This window comes from Niallia sp. M35 (assembly GCF_050971705.1).
In the GTDB taxonomy this organism is placed as follows: domain Bacteria; phylum Bacillota; class Bacilli; order Bacillales; family Cytobacillaceae; genus Niallia; species Niallia circulans_A.
The window spans coordinates 101,422-124,442 of the sequence record NZ_JBPCEP010000010.1 but is presented as its reverse complement, the minus strand read 5'-3'; the positions used below and the strand labels follow the sequence as shown (position 1 = coordinate 124,442).

General features: G+C 36.7%; 17 protein-coding genes and 2 other annotated features. Of the genes, 10 read left to right on the top strand and 7 right to left on the bottom strand.

Going from position 1 to position 23,021, the window contains the following annotated elements:
• Window positions 1–61: 61 nt before the first annotated feature.
• A complete protein-coding gene (locus NiCM35_RS15350) occupies window positions 62–364 on the bottom strand; it encodes a PTS sugar transporter subunit IIB (protein WP_047944695.1) in 303 nt (100 codons plus the stop codon).
• A 419-nt stretch (window positions 365–783) separates the two neighbouring features.
• Between NiCM35_RS15350 and NiCM35_RS15345 the strand changes: the two genes are divergently transcribed.
• Window positions 784–1,530 (top strand): MurR/RpiR family transcriptional regulator, encoded by a 747-nt coding sequence (locus NiCM35_RS15345; RefSeq protein ID WP_095331183.1) that lies wholly within the window; start codon window positions 784–786, stop codon window positions 1,528–1,530.
• 29 nt (window positions 1,531–1,559) lie between these two features.
• Here the strand turns inward: NiCM35_RS15345 and NiCM35_RS15340 are convergent, their stop codons facing one another.
• The gene (locus NiCM35_RS15340; RefSeq protein ID WP_433779997.1) at window positions 1,560–2,570 is read right to left on the bottom strand and encodes a DUF3231 family protein; all 1,011 of its coding nucleotides are present in this window, start codon (window positions 2,568–2,570) and stop codon (window positions 1,560–1,562) included.
• A gap of 152 nt (window positions 2,571–2,722) precedes the next feature.
• On the opposite strand from NiCM35_RS15340, the gene NiCM35_RS15335 reads away from it, so the two are divergent.
• From NiCM35_RS15335 to NiCM35_RS15320, 4 genes are all read left to right on the top strand, one after another.
• Window positions 2,723–3,523, top strand: a complete 801-nt coding sequence (locus NiCM35_RS15335; RefSeq protein ID WP_095331187.1) for a MurR/RpiR family transcriptional regulator — start codon at window positions 2,723–2,725, stop codon at window positions 3,521–3,523.
• Between the two features lie 211 nt (window positions 3,524–3,734).
• Entirely contained in the window at window positions 3,735–5,312 is a 1,578-nt protein-coding gene (locus tag NiCM35_RS15330; RefSeq protein ID WP_123258753.1) for a PTS transporter subunit EIIC, read from the top strand.
• Between the two features lies 1 nt (window position 5,313).
• Window positions 5,314–6,669 carry a 6-phospho-alpha-glucosidase gene (locus tag NiCM35_RS15325; protein WP_095331191.1) on the top strand — a complete coding sequence of 452 codons (1,356 nt, stop codon included), beginning with the start codon at window positions 5,314–5,316 and terminating at the stop codon, window positions 6,667–6,669.
• Window positions 6,670–6,915: 246 nt separating this feature from the next.
• Window positions 6,916–8,004, top strand: a complete 1,089-nt coding sequence (locus NiCM35_RS15320; RefSeq protein WP_433779994.1) for a helix-turn-helix domain-containing protein — start codon at window positions 6,916–6,918, stop codon at window positions 8,002–8,004.
• Between the two features lie 391 nt (window positions 8,005–8,395).
• On the opposite strand, the gene NiCM35_RS15315 is transcribed toward NiCM35_RS15320, so the two are convergent.
• Window positions 8,396–8,935: a recombinase family protein gene (locus tag NiCM35_RS15315; protein WP_095331208.1), complete on the bottom strand. Its 540-nt coding sequence runs from the start codon at window positions 8,933–8,935 to the stop codon at window positions 8,396–8,398.
• Between the two features lie 146 nt (window positions 8,936–9,081).
• Here NiCM35_RS15315 and NiCM35_RS15310 point away from each other — a divergent pair, with 146 nt between their 5' ends.
• Window positions 9,082–10,545: a SulP family inorganic anion transporter gene (locus tag NiCM35_RS15310; protein ID WP_303985494.1), complete on the top strand. Its 1,464-nt coding sequence runs from the start codon at window positions 9,082–9,084 to the stop codon at window positions 10,543–10,545.
• A gap of 214 nt (window positions 10,546–10,759) precedes the next feature.
• On the opposite strand, the gene NiCM35_RS15305 is transcribed toward NiCM35_RS15310, so the two are convergent.
• Complete coding sequence (locus NiCM35_RS15305) at window positions 10,760–11,641, bottom strand: SMP-30/gluconolactonase/LRE family protein (protein ID WP_433779992.1); 882 nt, start codon at window positions 11,639–11,641, stop codon at window positions 10,760–10,762.
• Window positions 11,642–11,902: 261 nt separating this feature from the next.
• Entirely contained in the window at window positions 11,903–13,198 is a 1,296-nt protein-coding gene (aspS, locus tag NiCM35_RS15300) for an aspartate--tRNA(Asn) ligase (RefSeq protein ID WP_095331214.1), read from the bottom strand.
• Window positions 13,199–13,393: 195 nt separating this feature from the next.
• Window positions 13,394–13,613 (bottom strand) — a binding site (T-box leader).
• A 141-nt stretch (window positions 13,614–13,754) separates the two neighbouring features.
• Here aspS and shc point away from each other — a divergent pair.
• Window positions 13,755–15,653 carry a squalene--hopene cyclase gene (gene shc / locus NiCM35_RS15295; protein ID WP_433779990.1) on the top strand — a complete coding sequence of 633 codons (1,899 nt, stop codon included), beginning with the start codon at window positions 13,755–13,757 and terminating at the stop codon, window positions 15,651–15,653.
• A gap of 60 nt (window positions 15,654–15,713) precedes the next feature.
• Here shc and NiCM35_RS15290 read toward each other — a convergent pair whose 3' ends face one another.
• Window positions 15,714–16,142 carry a DUF2871 domain-containing protein gene (locus NiCM35_RS15290; protein WP_047944678.1) on the bottom strand — a complete coding sequence of 143 codons (429 nt, stop codon included), beginning with the start codon at window positions 16,140–16,142 and terminating at the stop codon, window positions 15,714–15,716.
• A 185-nt stretch (window positions 16,143–16,327) separates the two neighbouring features.
• Window positions 16,328–16,581 (top strand) — a binding site (T-box leader).
• A 77-nt stretch (window positions 16,582–16,658) separates the two neighbouring features.
• On the opposite strand from NiCM35_RS15290, the gene ileS reads away from it, so the two are divergent.
• From ileS to NiCM35_RS15275, 3 genes are all read left to right on the top strand, one after another.
• Window positions 16,659–19,751: an isoleucine--tRNA ligase gene (gene ileS, locus NiCM35_RS15285; protein WP_433779988.1), complete on the top strand. Its 3,093-nt coding sequence runs from the start codon at window positions 16,659–16,661 to the stop codon at window positions 19,749–19,751.
• 148 nt (window positions 19,752–19,899) lie between these two features.
• On the top strand, window positions 19,900–21,078 hold the full coding sequence (locus tag NiCM35_RS15280; RefSeq protein WP_123260088.1) for a DHH family phosphoesterase: 1,179 nt from the start codon (window positions 19,900–19,902) through the stop codon (window positions 21,076–21,078).
• A 252-nt stretch (window positions 21,079–21,330) separates the two neighbouring features.
• A complete protein-coding gene (locus NiCM35_RS15275; RefSeq protein ID WP_371474305.1) occupies window positions 21,331–21,849 on the top strand; it encodes a PfkB family carbohydrate kinase in 519 nt (172 codons plus the stop codon).
• Window positions 21,850–22,157: 308 nt separating this feature from the next.
• On the opposite strand, the gene NiCM35_RS15270 is transcribed toward NiCM35_RS15275, so the two are convergent.
• Window positions 22,158–23,000 carry an alpha/beta fold hydrolase gene (locus NiCM35_RS15270; protein WP_433779986.1) on the bottom strand — a complete coding sequence of 281 codons (843 nt, stop codon included), beginning with the start codon at window positions 22,998–23,000 and terminating at the stop codon, window positions 22,158–22,160.
• Window positions 23,001–23,021 lie beyond the last annotated feature (21 nt).

Here is a 23,021-nt window from a genome sequence, read left to right as displayed (position 1 = left end):
GTTATTTTTACATTGGAAAACTATTTTTGCAGGCTTCTTTAGGTGCAAGTTGCTGATTGATTTATGCCATTAATTCTAATGCTCTTTCTAATACTGCTTTGCCATTCATCATTCCATATGCTCTCATATCAATTACTTCTACTGGAACTCTCCCCGCAATGATCTCCTCTACCTGTGGTTTTTGGTAACGCACTTGTGGACCTAATAAAACGACATCCACTTCATGTGCGACTTTTTGACATTCTGATACTGGCAGTGCAAAAATTTCGAGCTCTATTCCTTTTTCTTTTGCTGCATCTTTCATTTTATTTACTAATAAACTAGTAGACATTCCCGCTGCACAAACTAAAAGTAATTTCTTCATTTTCTTCCCTCCAATAATTGATTTTTGTATAATATTCTCATTTGAATGGTCCTTTTCATAATATGCTCCCCTTACTCAATCGGCGCAGAAGCTGACCCCACAAGGAATTTCTAATTTTCTCAGGCAATTACATACCCCCTTCCACTTAAAATGTATGCGTTTGCAATTTAATTAGAAGTAAAAATAACCACATACTATCTTTTTTCTTCGGAAGGAATTTGTTACATTTTAGTCACAACCTGTTTTATAATAGAGGAAAGATAACCATGATTAAGGAAGTAATCCCCACTGATGATTAGTTGAACCATTTATATTTTTATGGACAGCGAATTTTTCATCTATCGGCGATTCACATAAACTTTCTGTCTTTTAATAATGGGAATATAAAGAAAAATCTATTTAGGGTAGGAGGGAAAAATTTGTTCACAAATGAAATGATCCAATCCTTTAATGATTTAGAAATGCTACTCTATAACTATGTTACCAAAAATATCGATAAAGTTATTTATATGCGTATTAGAGAATTATCCGATGAAACACATGTGTCCACATCTAGTATTCTACGATTCTGCCGAAAATTAAACTGTGATGGTTTTTCTGAGTTTAAGGTTAAATTAAAATTATATTTAGATCAAAGTAAGCAAGAAAACCTAAAATCAACGAAATACTATCTTTCTGAGTTCTTAGAACGGACCATGAAGGGAAATTTCGAAACCTACATCCAAGAAACTGCGGATATGGTTAGTCAATCCGATAAAGTAATTTTTGTAGGAACGGGAAGCTCAGGCATTTTAGCGGAGTATGGAGCTAGATACTTTTCGAGCTTAGGAAAGTTTTCAACTTTTATAAAAGATCCCTTTTATCCAATTAACAGCAAGGAGCTGAAAAAATGTACCGCCATCATCTTATCGGTTTCTGGTGAAACAGATTATACCATTCATCTTGCAAATCGATTAAAAATGGAAGGTTGCAATATTATTAGTATTACTAATAGTAAAGACTGTCACCTTGCGAAAATATCTGATATAAATATTGCGTATTATGTTACAGAAGTATATACAGGACAATCAAATATCACTTCTCAATTACCGGTCATGTATATCTTAGAGGAAAGCGCACACAAGGTTAAAAAGAACAGCAAGCTTAATGAGGAGCGGGAAGCTTAGATAAAGGATAACAGGGAAATATTTTCTCTCTATTTCCCTGTAACATCATTCTTAGTTTGTATAATTGGCGGTGGCTGCTCCACCCAATTATAGTCAATCATTAAATCTGCCCCATCTTTGGCATACTGGCCAATTTCGATCGAAAGCCTATCATAATTAAGTAACAGGTCACTTCTTTGGCTGGCTCCTCCCGCTAATGCATAATTTCCAATTCCTGAGGCACTCAATAAACTAATATGAAACATCATTAACTTGTCAGAAAAAGTGCGTACAGTAGAATCAGTAATACCAAAATCAGAAGAGTTCGGACTCTGTATCCCCTCTTTTAAGAGAGTATCCGTAAATATTTTTAAATGTTTTTGTGAAATTTCTTTTCCTCTTAACATATAAGCCTGTACTTCTTTATTCGTCGTAGTCTGGGCGAAAGCCAAGGTAATCTTAAGTCCCATATTATTCGTCTGTGCATTCATAAAAAGATGGGAAACTTCCACTGCATTTAACGATCTTTTTTTGTGAAATAAAGAGAATCCACTCAAGTACTTTCTATTCTCAATAAAATCCGCTTCTTTTGGTACGGAAGTAAAGGGGGATCGGACTAACAATCCTTTTTTATCAAGAATAGAGGTACTTAAATGATACAGCTTTGAAGTATCCAGTAGTCCCTCATGAAAAAAATGGATTATATCTTTCCGTGTGCTCATCGATAAGAATCCCCCATATGCCACTAACCCTGCTTTTGCCATTTGATTAATATAGGCCAAACAGAAGAAATCGGTAAATAAAGCTGGGGCCTTTTTATTTACATCGTCTTCTGTGAAGCCATGTGGTATGGCAAACTTATTTTCCAGGAAGATTTTCACAAATCGTTTTTCCTGTTTTTGGGCAAATCGGTAAGCAAAGCGAATAGCATCTGCAATTTCCCGATCTTTCACATGTTGTATCATATGAGTAAGAACCTGTTTAGACATACAGTTATTTAAATAAGATGTCCACAGAGAAGCAATTTCTGAGGATGTTAGTTTTAGATTTGATTCGGACATTAAAGAAAACCTCCAACACTTACATAGTTTTAATAGTATTGGCATCCCTATCGATATTATGCTATCCAATCAATCATATTGAAAAAACATAATTCATTTATAATAAAAGAATCCATACTAGATGAAAATAAGAACAAGGAATGATGATAGATTTGAAAAATTCAGATATGCTTTTTCTTGATTATGCTAATGACAAAAACTTAACCGAAGCAGAAAAAGATATTATTCAGTTTCTGATAGAGAAAAAGTTAGCCGGAGAAACGTTAAGTATCCGATCAGCGGCTAATAATCTCTTCGTATCAACTGCAACCATTATCCGCCTTTGTAAAAAACTTGGTTTTAGTGGGTATAGTGAATTCATTTACAATCTAAATTTAAAAGTAACAAAGATGCTTGATCAAGAAGTGGAATATGTAGATAGTATTCATCAACCATTAATAGAGGCGGTATCCTCCTTTAAGCGTAATTATAAACAAACAATCGATTCTCTAGATGAGACAACCATTGAACAGTTCTTATCTCAAATCAATGAAAATAAAATGATTTATTTTTACGGCGCAGGCTTTTCCACTCTTTTTTCTAGCTATTTTGCCAAGAAATTAGAGTTATTTGGTTATTACGTTTCCAATACAACTACAAGTGACAGTCGTGCCATTTTTCTCAATAATATTCAAAAGTACAAGTTACTCATCGCTTTTTCCCGTTCTGGCGAAACAGCTAAAGTGCTAGAGAAAGTAAAAATTGCCAAGGATAAAGGCGTAAAAACGATACTATTCACCGGAAATAATAAAAGTTCAACAGCCAAAATTGCTGATATTGTCTTTACTGTCCTTGATCCTACAATTGAATCTCAACAAGAATTTGAGGTAACCTCCTATGAATCCAATATGTTTATGCTTATTGATTTACTCTTAATTATTGCGATTAAAAGAGGAATTATTAAAGAATACTAAAGCCTTTCCTTAATAACGGCTAAAAGAGGATGCTTGGGAGAACATCCTCTCTATTTCGTCCATTTTCCTTTCCTTCATAACGTGTAACATGTTACAGGATTGAAAGACATAGTACACAATGCTTGCAATCCCTTTCAAAATTATATGTTCAATTATATACTTTGGATATTAAAAGATATGATAACGCTTACCACCAAGGGAGGTTTTATAGATGAAAAAGGTCGTAAATGGTCTTCAGCTATTCGGGAAATCCTTATTCGCACCAATTCTCATTCTACCGATTATCGGATTATTTATCGCATTTGGAAATGTTTTCGGAAACGGAAACTTAGCACAATATATCCCGTTTCTAGAACATCCATATATCCAAAATACAGGGAAATTTATTTCTTCTTCTGCTGTATCGATTTTACAAAACCTTGCTTTAATCTTTGCTGTCGGCATTCCGATTGGCTTAGCTAAAAAAGATAAAGGATATGCTGCCTTAACTGGGCTAGTTACCTTCGTTATTTTCATAAATGCCATGCATCAAGTGTTAAGTCTGACTGGAAGCTTAGTAGCACCAGAGGAAATGCAGCTAGCTGGTCAAGCAATGGTATTAAATGTTCAGGTATTAGAAATGGGGGTTTTCTCCGGAATTCTTCTCGGTGCTCTAGTTGGTATCTTGCACAATAAGTACTGTGACACAGAATTCAAAGGGGTTATGGCCATTTACTCAGGACATCGCTTTGTTGCTATTTTAGCCATTCCTAGTGCCATGATTTTAGGAGCGATTGCTGCAGAATTTTGGCCATTTGTACAAGATGGCATTACAGCTGTTGCAAGCGGCATTAAAAATTTAGGAGTATTTGGATTACTTATTTATGGATTCTTAGAAAGAATCTTAATCCCGACCGGTCTTCATCACTTAGTCTATACTCCATTCCTATATACAGAACTAGGTGGAGTAGCCCATATTGGAAACGAAATTATCTACGGAGCGAGAAATATCTATTTTGCTGAAATGGCAGACTCAAGCATTAAAGTACTAAGCAGTACCGTTAACTGGGATGCTCGTGGCCTAAGTAAAATGTTTGGCCTGATGGGTGCAGCTTTAGCCATGTATGTAACAGCAGATAAAAAGAAGAAAACAATCGCAAAAGCCATTCTTCTTCCGGCAGCCTTTACTTCCTTTTTACTAGGAGTAACAGAGCCATTAGAATTTGCCTTTCTGTTCACAGCACCAATCTTGTTTGTGTTACATGCTGTACTTTCAGGTGTGGGAATGATGCTCTTAAGTATCTTTCATGTTCATGCGATTGGCGCTAATGGCTTTATTGACTTCCTGCTATATAACTTGCCGCTTGGTACGACGAAATCAAACTGGCCAATGTTTATCTTAGTAGGATTATTAATGGCAGCTATCTATTTCCTACTTTTCCGCTTCTTAATTCTTAAATTAAATTTAAAAACACCGGGTCGCGAAGAAGATACAGATACAGTTACAGAAACAAGTGAGACAGCAAATGCAGAAGCAGCAGCATCGGGTACTACAAGAAATGGCTCCCCTTCTGCTTTAGGTGCAACTATTGTCAATGCATTAGGTGGAAAAGCGAATATTGAAAATGTCGATAATTGCTATACAAGATTGCGCTTAATTTTGAAAGATCCAAATGCAGTAGATGAACAAACATTAAAACAAACAGGCTCAAAAGGCATTATCAAGTCTGGTAATAATGTTCAAGTTGTTTATGGCTTAAATGTGAAATCAGTTCGAGACCAAGTTGACCAACAATTAGGAGGTATTTAAGATGAAAACATTTAAATTAGCAGTTGCAGGTGGAGGAAGCACTTATACACCAGGAATTATCCGTAGTCTTATGGATCGTCTAGAGGATCTGCCTCTATCTGAAATTCGTTTCTACGATATTGACGGAGAAAGACAAGCAAAAGTAGTTGTGGCTGCTAAAGCTGTTATTGAGGAATATACAGATAAAATTAAAGTCATTGATACAACAGATCCACAAACAGCATTTGAGGATGTAGACTTTGTCTTTGCCCAAATGAGAGTTGGAAAATATGCGATGCGTGAACTCGATGAGAAGATCCCTCTTTTCCATAACGTAGTCGGACAAGAAACCTGTGGTCCTGGCGGATTAGCTTATGGACTTAGAACGATTGCACCAATGATCGAATTAATCGATTATGTAGAAAAATATGCGAAAGAAACTGCATGGATTGTAAACTACTCTAACCCGGCATCCATTGTGGCAGAAGGAGTACGCAAATTACGACCAAATTCAAGAGTCCTAAATATTTGCGATATGCCGGTAGCAACTATGCGTAATATTGCCGCAATCCTTGGAGTAGAAAGAGAAGAATTAGAAGTAGACTATTTCGGTTTAAACCACTTTGGCTGGTTTACAAGCATTAAAGTGGATGGTGTGGAAAGATTGCCAGAGATTCGCGAGCATGTCTATAAATACGGTTTACTGACAGAAGATATTTCTAAAATTGACTATCGTCATGCCGATTCTTCTTGGATTAAAACCTTTAAGAACATTAAACTAATCATGGATCATTTTCCAGAATATCTGCCAAACCCGTATTTACAATACTATCTGTTCCCAGATCATATTGTCGAGACTTCTAATAAAGAATATACCCGTGCGAATGAAGTAATGGATGGTCGTGAAAAAACTCTATTTGAAACAGTGAAGAAATATGAAGAGACTGGTATTTTAGAAGACTCCTTCGCGGTTGGTGTACACGGAACATTTATTGTAGATGTAACCGTATCACTTGCGCAAAATTTAGGAAAAAGATATTTAGTTATGGTAGAAAACAACGGCACGATTCCAAACCTGCCTGCTGATGCAATGATTGAAGTGCCTGCACTTATTACAAGTAACGGTCCTAAGCCTGAATTCGTGGGAGATATTCCTTACTTCTATAAAGCAATGATTGACCAGCAATTAGCATCTGAAAAGATCTTAGTTGAAGCAATTGTGGAAGGCTCCTACGAAAAGGCATTACAGGCTTTCACTTTAAATAAAACTTTACCATCAGCTAAAGTAGCTAAAGCAGTCCTTGATGATTTAATTGAAGCAAATAAAGAATACTGGCCAACCTTAACAAAAGAATATAAAGAAGGCGTACTAGTATAAGATTTTAATAGTCCACAAGGAGTTTTGATACTCGTTGTGGACTTTTTTAGTTTCTAAATAGGTATTAATTTTTGTTATGTATCTCGGAAAGACAGATCCATCATCTATAATTGCAAACAGCTAATTCTACTACCAGTAGAATCGTTATTTTTCGAACATTCAACCAACCGTTGATAGGCACACTTCGATATGTATGCTAGTATCGAAGTAGACAGTGCGCACTGGAAAAATAGAGGAGATGATACGATGATTGATTCACGAAAAATTGGTGCTTATATATCTAAACTAAGAAAAGAAAAAGATCTTACCCAAGTAGAGTTAGCAGATAAATTAAATATTAGTCATCAAGCGATATCAAAATGGGAAAGAGGCGAGTCCCTTCCAGATATTACAACCATTCCTGTTATTGCACATGTATTTGATGTATCTATTGACCTCTTAATGAATGCAGGGGTTGATAAAATGGATCATTCTAAACAGTTAGGAAAAATCGTGCAGCATTTATCGGAGGATAAACCAGAAGAAGTTGCTCATTTAATCAATTCAGGATCCGCACAAGTAAATGAGCTTGTCGATATCGCTCCTATTATTAAATCTAGTCAGCTTAGTAAAGTATCAAAAAAGATGAATACCAATGTTTGGGATGTAGATTCCATCGTCCACCTAGCTCCTTTTTTACAAACAGAAGCATTAGATGAACTAGTTATAGAAGCAGCGAAAAAAGCAATCGATTGTAAGCTGATACAGCGTATTGCCCCTTTTGTGTCTGCACATACATTAAACACAATAGCTGATCAGTTACTTAATAAATCCACTGAACCAATGGAGTTATTGGATCTAGCGCCATTCTTAGAGGAAGAATACTTGAATGATATGCTCCTAAAAGTAAGCACAGGCAAGATAACATGGAGGTTCATTACGGAAATGGCTCCATTCGTAAGCGACACAGCTCTAAGTGCGCTTGTTTTACAAGAAATGAAGAATCCTTTAAATGAGGAAAAGATTCTGCCATTAGCCCCCTTTTTAGAAGAAGAAACCATTGATCAATTGATTTTGATTGCAGGTGGAAGAGGAAGCTGGACTTTCATCCAAAAGATGGTCCCATTTATAGGAGAAGAAACATTAAATACGCTGGTGGATAAAGCAGTAGATGGTGACATAGAATTAAAGGAGCTTTCTGAGCTGGCACCTTTTTTAGAGGAAAAGGCGATCGAACGATTACTAGCTCGCATTGACCCTAACAGGCTTTCTCCAGAATTCCTAGCGAAACTGGCTCCGTTTATGGGAGAAAGCTCTTTAGGTAACATGGTTAAACAGTTGCTAAAAACAAAATAAGTAAAAAAAGAGTGAGACATAAGTATTTCAACCCAATATACCCCCGAACAATTATATGTACATATTAGAAAATATTCGTATAATTGTTTGGGGTTTTTATTTATTTTAAGAAAAATGGTTTGTGGTAATCACCCGCAGACTGAATACACTTCGCTTTCCATGGGGCGAGCGCCAAGCCTCCTCGTTCTGAAGCCGAGGAGGCTTAGGTTGCTCCCCGCGGAAAGGGAGTGTCTGTAGCGCAATGGAACGAATTGGTTTCACCACTAATTTAGAGATTGTTCGTCTTTATCCATTAATTATTTTGTTATGTCCCAACCTTGTTTACTGGAACCTGCTGCTTTTTCTCTTAGATTGTAAAATCCCCGCCTTTCCTATTAAAGTAACTTCACAACTAATTCTCCAAATACCTATATAAAGTAGACTTACTTATCCCTGTTTCTTCTTTTATATCTTTCAAGGTATATTTTTTTGACTGATACATCTCGATTGCTTTTTTTACATTCTCATCGGCTTTTCTAGGTCTGCCACTTGTTTTCCCATGCTGTTTCGCATACTCCATCCCTTTTTTGGTTCTTTCGCGAATAATTTCATTCTGGAATTCTATTAAATGGGACAGCATTTCGGACAATGAATATTCTTTTGTTCTTTCTGTATCAATCTCTTCCTTAATCGTCTGTAAATAGGCACCTTTCTTCTCAAGGATATCTAATATCTCCATCAGATGTCTACTCGAGTCTGCAATCGCGAATAATTGCACCACCACAATCTTGTCTCCCTTGGAAAGACACGACAACAATTCCAATAGCTTTGTTCTATTTTTTGCCGAATCGTGTTCTTCTTTATACACTTGCTCACATATAGGTTTTAGTATTTTAAACTGCTGCTCGCAGTGAATATCTGCGATGGTAGGGCGAATATAGCCATATTTCATCTTCATTGCCTCCAACGTTATCTCTTCTTCCTATTATAGACAGAAATGAAGACCTTGTAAAAACTTTCCCAAAACATATTCCTTTTTGGGAATAAACATGATAGACTACCTTTAGGAAACAGAAGACTAATATTGAGGTGAATCATTTGATTGAAAAGATAAAAAGGGAATGGTTTTCAAATATCCGCGGGGATATTTTATCAGGAATGGTTGTTGCCTTAGCGCTAATACCAGAGGCAATTGCCTTTTCTATTATCGCTGGAGTAGATCCGATGATCGGATTATATGCTTCCTTTACAATGGCTGTAGTTATTTCGTTTACAGGTGGAAGACCTGGGATGATTTCAGCTGCTACAGGAGCAATGGCACTATTAATGGGACCATTAGTCAGAGATTATGGATTGGAATATTTATTTGCTGCTACGATTCTAACTGGTATTATTCAGATCATTTTTGGCATTTTGAAAATAGCCAAGCTGATGAAGTTTATTCCAAGAGCCGTGATGATTGGCTTTGTTAATGCTTTAGCCATCCTTATTTTTATGGCTCAAGTTCCACATCTTATTAACGTAACAAATATAACTTATTTATTTGTTATTATCACATTATTAATTGTATATATCTTGCCAAGATTTATAAAGGTAATTCCAGCACCTCTGATTGCTATTATTATTTTAACGGCTGTTGCTATTTTTGGAAATGTTAATGTTGCTACTGTTGGTGATTTGGGAAAAATTACACAGTCCTTACCAACGTTCTTTCTTCCAAATGTGCCATTTTCTTTTGAAACATTAGCGATTATTTTTCCTTATGCATTGGCTTTATCTATTGTCGGCTTACTGGAATCCTTATTAACATCTTCTATCGTAGATGATGCAACCGATACAGAAAGCAATAAAAATAGAGAAGCAAGAGGGCAGGGAATCGCTAATATTGTGACAGGATTCTTCGGCGGCATGGCTGGCTGTGCAATGATTGGTCAATCTGTCATCAATGTAAAATCGGGAGGAAGAGGCAGATTATCTACCTTTGTTGCCGGTGTCTTTCTTATGTTTTTGATTATGGTATTAGGCAGTCTCGTTGTACAGATTCCAATGCCAGTATTAGTCGGCATTATGATTATGGTTTGTATCGGCACCTTTAACTGGTCTTCCTTCAAATATCTCGTGAAAGCGCCAAAGGCAGATGCCCTAGTCATGCTTGTGACAGTCATTATTGTCGTTATAACTGATAATTTATCCCTTGGCGTCATTGCTGGGGTCCTGTTAAGTGCGGTCTTTTTCGCAGCGAAGATTTCCCATGTTAAGGTGCATAAGCAAGAAAGAACGAATGAAGAGCACTATGCAGTGGAAGGTCAATTATTCTTCGCATCTGTTGACAGCTTTATTAAAGCATTTGATACTTCCATTACCAACAAACAGATTTTCGTTGACTTTACCCATTCTCATGTTTGGGATGATTCTGCAGTTGGTGCGATTGATAAAATCGCTTTAAAGTTAAAAGAAAACCAGAATACAGTAATAATGACAGGGTTAAATTCCGCTAGTCAAAAGATAGTGGATAAGCTTGCTGTATTTCAAAACCCCAATGCAAAAGTATCTGATCACTAAATCAGAAAAGGGGCGTAAACGATGTATTCTACTATTCTTTTAACAATTGATGGTTCGAAAAACTCCTTAAGAGCAACGGAAGAAGCAGTCAAACTAGCTTAAAAAGAGCCAAATGCCCCTTTTTAGTAGTTAAATAACAAAATAAGAGAGTGGCATATCTTTTTGCCCTCTCTTTTCTTATTAAAACGTAATCGTCCTTATAAACTAGTAAGCTTCAGTTCTGATATAAGTAAGTCTTGACGCCTTTTATACCTAACTTCACTTTGAATAGTCCTCCTGATTGTGGATGCTCATTTAACTTCTCATCATCTAAACCAGATCGTGCTGTGGTTATATATAATTCATCCAGCTTTTTCCCCCCGAATGTACAAGAAGTCACATTTGGGACTGGCAAAAGTATTTCCTCTAATTTTTGACCATTATCGGGATTCCATCTCGACACTTTTCCTCCACCATAATGAGCAACCCATAGCATTCCTGCGCTATCAATCGTCATGCCATCTGGAAATCCTTCTTCCTCAGAAAAATCAATAATCTGTTTTGCCCTCCCTAGCTCTCCTGTTTCTAATTCATATTCATATTGAGTGATAATTTGGGTAGGTGTATCAATATGGTAAAAGTATTTATTATCACTTGTCCATGCCATTCCATTTGAAATAGTTAAATCACTCATCTTCTCCGTGCACCTGCCATCTTTTCCGAGACAATAAAGGGCTGCCTCTTTCTTATCCTCCCTGCTCATCGTTCCTGCCCACAATCGCCCTTTAGCATCGCACTTGCCATCATTAAATCGATTTCGTGTTAATTCCTTCTCTGGATCCGTCATGAATTCTAGCTGTCCTGTTTCTATATTTAAAAGATGAAAACCGTTATCTAATGTAACAATAAATTCCGTATCTTTTTTACTACAAGGGATAATGGCTGATACTTCGCGTTCGAGTTGAATTTGTTTATGCTTACCAGAGATATGGTTATACATATGTACTTTTTTCCCTTCAATATCTACCCAATATAAGAGATTATTCCTGAAATCCCAGCATGGGCCTTCCCCTAGCTCTGCTTTAGCATCAAGCACTAATTCTACTTCATCATGCATGCGCTTCCCCCTCCATTATGTATATATAATCTAGCTCCTTTTTATATACCTTTTCTAGAAGGAAAAGAAACCCCTCTTTACCAAATTGTCCAAATTTTTTATGAATAGCTCCTTCTTTTCTCATTTACCCTTGTAAATAAGATTTGCCCCTATTCGTAATGTCGTTCTATTTGGGACGTAAAATATTTCCAAATCAATCAACGAATGTACGAGTAAAGAGCAAATTTTATTTACGTCTAGTACTAGTTCTACAATCTCCTTCTAAGGAATAAGTCTGTCACAGTCTCTTGGAAAAGCACTTGCTTCGCGGATGTTTCCTAAATTTAGAAACTTCATGATGATACGTTCTAAGCCAATTCCAAATCCTCCGTGTGGTGGCATTCCATAAGCGAAGGAATCGATATAGGCTGTAAACTCACTTGGATTTAGTCCTTTCTCCTTAAAAGACTCTATCAGTTCCGTTTGACAATGAATCCTCTGTCCACCTGAAGTAATTTCACTGCCTTTATATAAAAGGTCAAAGGAATCAGTTAAAGCTGGATTTTCTTTATTTGGCATTGTATACATTGGTCTCGTAGTTCTTGGATAGTTTGTTATAAATACAAAATCGCTTCCATACTTATCTTTTATATACCTTCCAATATATTTTTCTCCTTCTGTATTTAAATCCCCTTCAGGAGAGCTCTTCTGATACTTATCCTTTAATAGCTGCTGTGCCTCCTCTAATGTCATTTTTGGTATATTATTCAATTCCGGTATTTCGACCTTTAATAAATCTAACTGGTTTGGACAATGCTCCTTTACATACTGGAAAGTATATTGAAGAACCTGCCTTTCGATCTCCATTACTTCTTCCACGTTGTCAATAAAACCGATTTCAACATCTAGGGAAATATATTCATTTAAGTGTCTAGATGAATTATGCTCTTCTGCCCTATATACAGGTGCAATTTCAAACACTCGTTCAAACCCAGCGCCCACCATCATTTGTTTATAAAATTGAGGGGATTGCGCTAAATAAGCATGCTTCTCAAAATAGTTAAAGGTAAAAACATTAGCCCCGCCTTCTGCTCCCTGTGAAACAATTTTCGGTGTAAAAATTCGCGTAAAGCCTTCGGTAGTTAGGAACTCTGTAAAACCTTTTACAAACATAGATTGAATCGTAAAAATTGCATTTATTTCCTCATGTCTTAATGATAGAACTCGGTGGTTTAATACATGATCTAATCCTACCTTTACTTGGTTCTTATTAATTTCGAATGGCAACGGGCCAGCTTCCGCTAGAATCGTTAATTCCCTTACTTGAAGCTCTACTCCATTTGCTGTTTTTTCCGTATCAACAAGAACTCCAGCCACCCGAACAACACTTTCTGTCTCTATCTTCAGTTGATTCTGCTCTTGCTCAAGGACACATTGAATCGTTCCCGTGCGATCTCTCAATAACAAGAAACCAACTTTTCCGAGCTGACGGATTTTCTTTACCCAGCCCTTTAATACTACTTCCTTTCCAACATACTGTTCGCATTCAGAGATGAGTACCCTTTTTGAAGATTCCATATCGTTGTTCCTCCTAAAATCAGTAATTTTTTTTGATTCATATCGTTATCATCATCATCATCCATGGTACTCACCTCCTTATAAGAAAAGCTCTATCTTCTTGCTCTGTATATTTGAAACAAAAAACGATAGCAGAAAACGGTCATGATGCTTATCTTGTAATTTAGAAAAAAAACAACAAAAAACCGCCCCTATAAAAGGGACGGATTATCCGCGGTACCACCCAAATTGTTCTTTAAAAAAACCACTTGTATCATAACGGTGATGGCCGGTTACCCCTACTAATTGTTTATACAATGTTCAAAGTAACACTCACAGATGTCTTCACCAAAGGCTTTTACACAATCTTTTCAGCTGCCGACTGCTCTCTTTTGAAAAAGTTACTTAGGCTACTCCTTCTGCTCAACATGTTCGCTCCATTAAATTATGTTTTATTATAGTCCTCTATCTTTTCAATTTCAACCACTAAAAAAAGAAAATATAAATATTTCTGAATATGATTTTCCTTTTGATGCATAAAGTTTACTAATACGATCTTAAAGTTGAGGTGACTTTATTGAATACAATTATCGAAATAGTTGAAAAAGAGCAACATAGACGGATAAAGAAACTTGTTGAACATCAACAGCGAGATGGATCTTTTCGATTCCGTTTTCAAGGCAGCTTAATGACAGATGCTTTTTATATCATTACGATTAGAGCTTTAAATATCGAAACCGAAGAAGAAAACATCCGTCTTTTGACTAAAACACTGCGTACAACCCAGGAGAAAGAAGGGTATTGGAAGGCATATCGGGATGAGCCAAATGGTCATTTATCAGCAACCATTATTGCATATACTGCCCTTCTATACTCTGGCCATTATACGAAAGACGATAAGCAGATGAAGAAGGCAAGATCATTTATTATAAAAAATGGCGGTTTAGCGAAAGCTCATTTTATGATAAAATGGATGCTTTCCGTCAATGGTTTATACCCATGGTCCCATATGATATACATTCCGATGACATTTTTATTGATGCCAACGTTTCAGCCTATTAACTTCTACCAATTCAGTGCCTATGCCCGGATTCACTTCATTCCTATGTTAATAGCATCCAATAAAAAATTTACCCTTCAGCCAAAAGCAAAGCTAGATGATTTATTTGTAAGAGATATGGCTCTTTATCCCTCTTACGAATACCTAGAAAATGAGCGGTCACCCCTTACCTTCCTGTGGAAAGAAATGAAAAGAATCGGCAAATTCCCAGCCTATCTTCACCATTTAGGGTTTCAATATGGTGAAAAATATATGCTGGATCGACTTGAAGAAGATGGAACGCTTTACAGTTATGCCAGTGCCACTTTCTTTATGATCTATGCCCTGCTTGCCCTTGGCTATAAGAAAGACTCACCTGTTATTAACAAAGCAGTTTCTGGTCTCTCCTCTCTTATTGATAAAAGAGGGGAAATCAGCCACCTAGAAAATTCTACCAGCACCGTTTGGGATACAGGGTTAATTAGCTATACATTACAACAAGCGGGCATGTCTTCAGAATCTATTCCGTTAAAAAAAGCAACGAAATATCTTCTAACAAAACAACATACAAAAAAAGGTGATTGGCAGGTTCATAATCCTCGTGCAGAACCCGGCGGATGGGGATTTTCTGACATCAACACTAATAATCCAGATAATGATGATACCTCAGCTGTTCTACGTGCCTTAACCGCCGCTACTGCAAAAAATCCAACTGTTCATCAAGCTTGGCTAAAGGGCACAAACTATTTGCTGTCCATGCAAAACAGAGATGGCGGGTGGGGCGCCTTTGAAAAAAATACGGATTGGGAAATACTCAAACTCGTTCCTATTGAAAACGCCAAAGATGCAGCAGTAGATCCATCTACCGCTGACTTAACAGGAAGAGTTCTAGAATACTTAGGTAATTTTGCACATCTGCGTTATACACATCCTCATATAAAACTGGCTGTAGACTGGTTAATCGATAATCAAGTGAAAAATGGCTCTTGGTATGGCAGATGGGGGGTCTGTTATATTTACGGTACATGGGCTGCCCTTACAGGTTTAACAGCTGTTGGTATGTCTTTAAATCATCCAACAATCAAAAAGGCAGTCACTTGGCTGAAGAGAATTCAACATTCAAATGGCGGATGGGGAGAATCCTGTCAAAGCTGTGAAAAACTAACGTATGTGCCGCTACCGTTTAGCACGGAATCACAAACAGCTTGGGCTGTCGATGCTTTAATCGCAGCAGGAGAAGGAGCAAGCAGTGAAGTAAAAAGGGGCATACAATATTTATTAGAAGAAAAAGGGGAGAACCATGCCATTACTTATCCAACAGGAATCGGCTTACCTACTCAATTCTATATTTACTATCATAGCTATAATCATATTTTTCCATTACTTGCGCTATCCCATTATAGAAATGACCTCCTAAACAAGCCGGCAAATTCTTAAATTAATCTAGCGTTTTTCCGAAGCTGCTGCTCTCAATAAGCTTCGGAAAAACGCTCTTGTCTACTTCGTCCGAATATTTTCGTGGTGGTTTTTTTTCAACAAAAGAAAAAACAGCACTAATCCGATGGTAACGGCAATATGACCTAGACCCGCGATTCCCGAAATAGCAGAATCTAACCCACTTGATAAATCAAACTCAAGCACTTGCAGCGTTCCTCTAATAATCATTAGCGTAATAGTAGAAAGCACTCCAATATTGTAAAAATAAAAGAATACATCAAAGTTTTTGAGTGTATGGATTTTCATTGTATAACAGAATAGATAGACGATTAACATGATCATCATTCCTAAAGCAAACGAATGAGTATGCACCACGGAGAGCTGGGTCTCACCTGTAAAATCTCTCATTTTCGTAAATTCTCTATAGTAAACACCACTAACCAATCCTAAAATCGCATAAAAAAAGGCTATATTTAATACTTTCTTCATGTCTCTACTCCCTTTCAAACCTATTCAATCACTACCTATCATTCTAACAAAATCCCAGTCTCGATACTATGGCAGTTTTGTGGCTGTATTTCTCCAACTATGTTTTATTTTTTATCTTAAATTAGGTTAACGTCTCTTGAGTTTCCCATTTAAAAGTGCTATCCTATACAAAACATTCCAATTCATAGAAATCGATGAAGAGAAAAAGTACGTTTTGTATTCCTTTTAGCGAGCTGGGTATGGTGGAAGCCAGTAAAGAAAGCAAACCGGAAAAATCATCTCTGAGATGCAAGGCAGAACCCTAGCAGTTAGTAAGTCTTGACGGATTTCCACCGTTAAAGGGAACACGTATGATAGTACGTTGACTAAGCGCTGTTTGCTTTTGCCAAGCAGAATTTGGGTGGTAACGCGGGTTATAAATAATACACTCGTCCCTACATAGGGACGGGTGTTTTTTATTTCCGGAAAATATCTTTCTATACTGGAATGTTTACTGATTAATATGGAGGGATATGGATGGAAACACCAAAAGAAACAGACAGAGGCCGCGAAGAAAGAATTCTCGCTTTTTGGGAAGAAAAGCAAATTTTTCAAAAATCAATTGAACAGCGCGAAAATAAAGAACCCTTTGTATTTTATGAAGGACCGCCAACAGCCAATGGACTTCCACATGTCGGGCATGCGTTAGGTAGAACGATCAAGGATATCATCGCCAGATTTCAAACAATGAACGGCAAACAAGTCATTCGCAAAGCGGGCTGGGATACGCACGGGCTACCAGTGGAATTAGGCGTAGAAAGGGCACTCGGTATTTCCGGAAAACAAGAAATCGAAGAGTATGGCGTGATTCCTTTTATTGAACAATGTAAAGCTAGCGTATTCTCCTATGAACAACAATGGCGCACATTTACAAAAGAACTAGGCTATTGGGTTGATATGGATGATCCTTATATGACCATGAGTAATGATTATATTGAATCTGTTTGGAATATCCTTGGTACCATTCATGAGAAGGGCTGGCTGTATAAAGGGCATCGTGTTTCTCCATATTGCCCTAGCTGTCAGACCTCCTTAAGCTCACATGAGGTGGCTCAAGGTTATAAAGATGTAAAAGATTTAAGTGCTACCGTCAAATTCAAGCTTGCTTCAAAGGAGAATGAATATGTACTAGGCTGGACAACAACTCCGTGGACATTACCAGCAAATGTTGCATTAGCAGTTCATAAAGACTTGGACTATGTAAAGGTTAAAATGGAGGACGATGTATTTATCATCGCTAAAAATAGATTACAGGCAGTATTTGGTACAGAGGGAGAAGTGATCGAACAATTAAAAGGGGAAGACTTACTCGGACTTTCCTATATAGCACCATTTTCTTACGTGCAAGTGGAGAAAGGTCATACTATTCATCATGGTGATTTCGTCACAAGTGACAGTGGAACTGGAATTGTCCATATTGCCCCAGCTTATGGCGAAGATGATTATCATCTTGTGCAAGCGAACGACCTTTCTTTTGTCCATGTGGTGGATGAAAGAGGAAGATATAAAGAAGCCATTACCCCTTTAGCAGGCACCTTTGTAAAAGATGGAAAAGCGGATGTCGAGATAATCAAAATGCTTCATCAAAAGGGACTGTTATTCCATAAAGAAAAATATGAACATTCTTACCCTCATTGCTGGCGCTGTGACACACCCCTTTTGTATTACGCAACAGAAAGCTGGTTTATCAAAACAACCACAGCAAAGGAAATGCTGATCGCGAAAAATCAAGAGGTAAACTGGTATCCTGAGCATATAAAAGATGGCCGTTTTGGAAATTTCCTTGAGGGATTAGTCGATTGGAATATAAGCCGAAACCGCTATTGGGGAACTCCACTAAACGTATGGCAATGTACTTGCTGCCAAACAGAAATAGCTCCTAAAAGCATAGCACAGCTAAAAAAATATACGAAGAATCCTTTTGACCATTTAGAATTGCACAAACCGTATGTAGATGAACTAATCTTAACTTGTCCCTCATGCAGGGGGGAAATGCATCGAACACCAGAAGTGATCGACGTATGGTTTGATAGTGGCTCCATGCCATTTGCCCAATATCATACACCATTTGAGAATAGCGGCATATTTCAACAGCAGTTCCCTGCAGATGTAGTTGTGGAAGGAATCGATCAAACAAGAGGATGGTTTTATTCGCTGTTAGCTGTTTCCGTCCTATATTCCGGCAAAGCACCATATAAAAATGTGGTAGCAACAGGGCATGTACTAGATGAACAAGGACAAAAAATGTCTAAAAGCAAAGGCAATGCATTAGACCCTGTTGAGCTTATCCAAACATATGGCGCAGATGCACTACGGTGGGCGCTTGTGGCAGACAGTGCTCCATGGAATCAAAAGAGATTCTCAGAAAAAAATGTCCAAGAGGCAAAATCAAAAATTATTGATACATTTTTAAGTTTATTTCATTTCTATTCTATATACGCTGAAATAGATCATTTTGATCCGAATTTACCAAGAGCTAATAACCTCCCAATTATGGATCGCTGGATTCTTTCTCGCTTAGAAACGACTTCGATGATTGTCCAAACGGAGATGGAACAATATCAATTAACCAATGCCGCCAGAAAAATCGCTGCATTAATGGATGATATAAGTAATTGGTATATTCGCAGAAATCGCGAGCGATTTTGGAGTAGGGGAATGTCAGATGACAAACTTTCTGCTTTTCAAACCTTATATAGTGTGTTAATTCATTCATCACAGTTGTTAGCTTCCTTTATTCCCTTTACATCTGAAAGTATTCATCTTGCCTTAACAGGGAAAAGCGTTCATTTAACTAACTTTCCTTCCAAAAACTCTGAAAGGGTGAATAAGCAATTAGAAGAACAAATGGAGAAAGTAAAAGAAGTGGTTGAGCTTGGAAGAAGTCTTCGTCATCGGTTTCAAATAAAAACCAAACAACCTTTGGCTACATTATTGATTTTCTCGAACAATAGTAACCAGAATACTGATTTTTTACAGTTTGAATCTATCATAAAAGAAGAACTAAATGTGAAAAGGATTAACTGGATAGATTCACAAGAAGATTATGTTCAATATTCTTTAAAGCTTGATTTTAAAAAGGCAGGGCCAAAACTAGGAAAAAGTGTTAAATTTATAAAAGATAAATTACAAGCTGCAACAGAAGAAGAGATAAATTTATTTAGAAATAAAGGATATTTAACTTTCCAACTAGAAAGTAAAGAATGTATTACCTTAACAGGGGAAGAAATACTTCTCCAAAGAAAGACAAATCTACCGGGATATCATGAGGCCTCCTCTAAGAATTTCACCGTAATGCTTGATACAACCATATCAGAAGCATTAAAAAGGGAAGGGAACATCAGAGAACTCATTCGTTCCGTCCAAGATTTGCGGAAAGAAAAGAACTTGCCAGTCGATAAGAAAATTGATTTATATATCGACTGTTCAATCACTTTCCAACACACGATCATGGAATATCATTCTCTTATTCATAAAGGAGTTATTCTCCAGGAGCTTCTTTTCGAAAGAATAACAGAAATGAAAGAACTTCAAATAGACGGCGAAAAAGTATCCATTGGATTGAAATAACCATTCAAAAAGGCTGTCTCACATATGGTGCACAACCTATCTGAGACACCTTTTTTCTTTGTAAGGATGTGTTTTTCAAAAAGAAATTAGCCGTAATCGGTTCTATTTTTTTCATATTAGATTATACTATTGGGCAGGGGTGAAAAAAATGTACAAACTATTATCGCATAATGACCTAGATGGAGTTGGCTGCGGCATTATTGCAAAACTCGCATTCGGAGAAGACGTAGAGGTGCGTTATAATTCCGTATCTTTTCTCAACCAAGAAGTAGAAAAGTTCTTAGATCAAAAAACGGAAGACACTTTTCTCTTTATTACCGATCTTTCTGTCAATGAAGAAAATACGATTCGATTAGATGACTATTATAAAAAAGGTGGCAAGGTACAACTGATCGACCATCATAAAACAGCTCTTCATTTAAATGATTTTGAATGGGGATTTGTGTCTGTTCAAGATGAGGATGGAACCTTGACTAGTGCCACGTCTTTATTATATGAATACCTTGTAAAACATGAATACATGACTCCCTCTCCAGCAATATCAGAATTCGTGGAGTTGGTAAGACAATATGATACATGGGATTGGGAAAGAAACAATAATTTAGAAGCACAACGTTTAAATGCACTTTTCTATCTTATTTCATTTGATGAATTTGTGGAAAAAATGGTTACACGATTAAAGGAAAGTGATCATTTCTACTTTGATGAGCTAGAAACACAGATTCTAGATATGGAAGAAAAGAAAATTGACCGTTACATCCGTCGGAAACGTCGTGAACTTGTCCAAAAGGAAATAGACGGTTTGTATGCAGGCGTTGTCTATGCAGAGCAATACCATTCTGAATTGGGGAATGAGCTTGGCAAGGAATATCCTCATTTAGATTACATAGCAATTGTTAATATTGGTGGAAAAAAACTTGGATTCCGCACAATTCATGATCATGTAGATGTATCAAAAGTGGCGGGCGTATACGGCGGGGGAGGTCATGTAAAGGCATCCGGCTGCAACTTAACCGATAAAGCTTACCAAAATTATTGCCTTGATACTTTTGCATTAGAACCTTTAAGAGAAGATCCGAAAAAGAATGAATACAATAAAAAAGATTCTCCGCTTGGGACTTTATTTGAAAACAAACAAGATGAGGTATTCTTCCTTTATCAAGTGAGCAAAAACCAGTGGGCAATTAACCATAAAAAAACAAAGCTTCCACAAACCTTCTCTACCTTCCTACAAGGAGAAATCTTCCTGCGCCGAAATTATGGCGTATGGCTTGCAAGAGATGATAAATACATTCGCTACGTAATGGACTTTGTTAAACATAAATAATATTGCCAAAAAACCATTTTGAATAAAGATTGTTCAAAATGGTTTTTCTATTAATAACTTTGTTAGATTTTTTATAATAAAGTTTGATTATTCCTAGACTTCTTATTCAACTAACACCCCCGTTAGTTTAAGTACATTTCTTCACAAAGTTTTTCCTTTTTTACTGTTCATTTATTACAGGGAGCAAACTATCTTATTACAAAAGAAGATATTGATCGAAGGTTAGACGTTATCACTAGTTGTCAATATATATTGCTACAGCAAGAAATCCCTAGCGAAATTGTAGATTATATAATTGAAAAAACAAGGGACGCAGATTGCCACATTGTATTAAATAATGCACCAGCACGTGAAATTAATAAGACAAGTCTATCTGCAATTAATATACTTGTTGTTAACGAAACGGAAGCTGAGTTTATGAGCGGTTGTCAAGTAGATTCTATTAAAACTGCTCATAAGGTTGCTGAGTTACTAGTAAGTAAAGTGAAGGATATCGTTATTTTAACTTTAGGTTCTCTAGGTGTTGTGATTGCAACAAAAAAAGAAACATTTTATACACCAGCCAATAAAGTAAATGCAATAGACGCAACTGGAGCTGGAGACTCCTTTATCGGTGCGTTTGTATTCTGTTTATTAGAAGGATATAGCTTAAAAAAAGCGGCGGAAGTAGCTACTCTAGTCAGCTCTATTACTGTTTCGAGGTCTGGAGGAAGTGAATTCTTTCCAACATTATCTGAACTAAAAGAGTTTACATTGTTACAAAAATTCTAAACTTAAAACTTAATTTTCAACCCTTAACTCCTATCCGTTCTGATGGGGATTAAGTTAGACACTTAACTTTAATTCATCTTACTAACACAGTGAATATAATCTTGTAAAACAGTTACAAACACTTTGGATTTGAGTCAATATTTAGACACAAAAAAGTTTCTATTTAAAACAGGTTTATCTTTTTGAAAGCGCCCAAAGAAAACTCAACAAAAAAAGCATTGAACCTTTCTGGATCAACGCCCCAATTCTTTAGATTTCTATTTCTATAAATTGTGCTTTTTTAAGTAGGTTCCCAATAATAATACTAATCAACCTAAGAATGTTATTACCATTTCGACAAACTCTTTTGGATATTGAAATAAGGAACCGTGTCCTGCATGGTCAAATATTTTCAACTGGCTATTAGGGATTCTATCTGCCAAGTCATATGAATTTTCAGTTGGAACCATTCGATCATGATCTCCATTTATTATTAATGTTGGCTGAACAATTTTAGCTAAATCTGCAATCTTATCTTTACCCCATTTATTGATTGCACGTAATTGCATTCTATAGGCTTTCAAACTGATAGTTTTATCTCGATGTTTTTTCCTTTGTTTTATTTGTATTAGAAATTCTTTAGCCTTTTTTTTACCATTCTTTGTGTTTGGGAAAAACAGATATGTCTTTATATCTTTAAAAGTTAATATTGCACGGACTAAATCAAGATTCGTAATATACGTAACATCGGTAATCCCTTTCCCACCTCGAGGTCCCGTCCCAACTAATACCAGCTTTCTAACTAAGCCTGGCTCCTTTAAGATTAATTCTTGAGCAATCATTCCCCCCATCGACAAACCTATCAAATCTATCTTAGAAAAACCTAATAGTTTAATAAATGTGATTGCATCATTTGCCATTTGAAAGATAGTGTCTGGTACTTTACCATCGGAAAGTCCTACCCCCATATTATCAAATGCGATGACCCAACGGCTTTTAGCAAGACCGTCGATAATCCTAGGATCCCAATTATCGAGATTAGCTGAAAGATGTGTCAATAAAATAATCGGGATTCCTTGTTTTTCTCCTAATTCTCTATATGCATACCGCTTACCATTCTCATGCTGAATGAATAAGTTAGGTGCGTCAGTATATGAATAATGAACTGACATTGCTACTTTTCCTCCTCCATA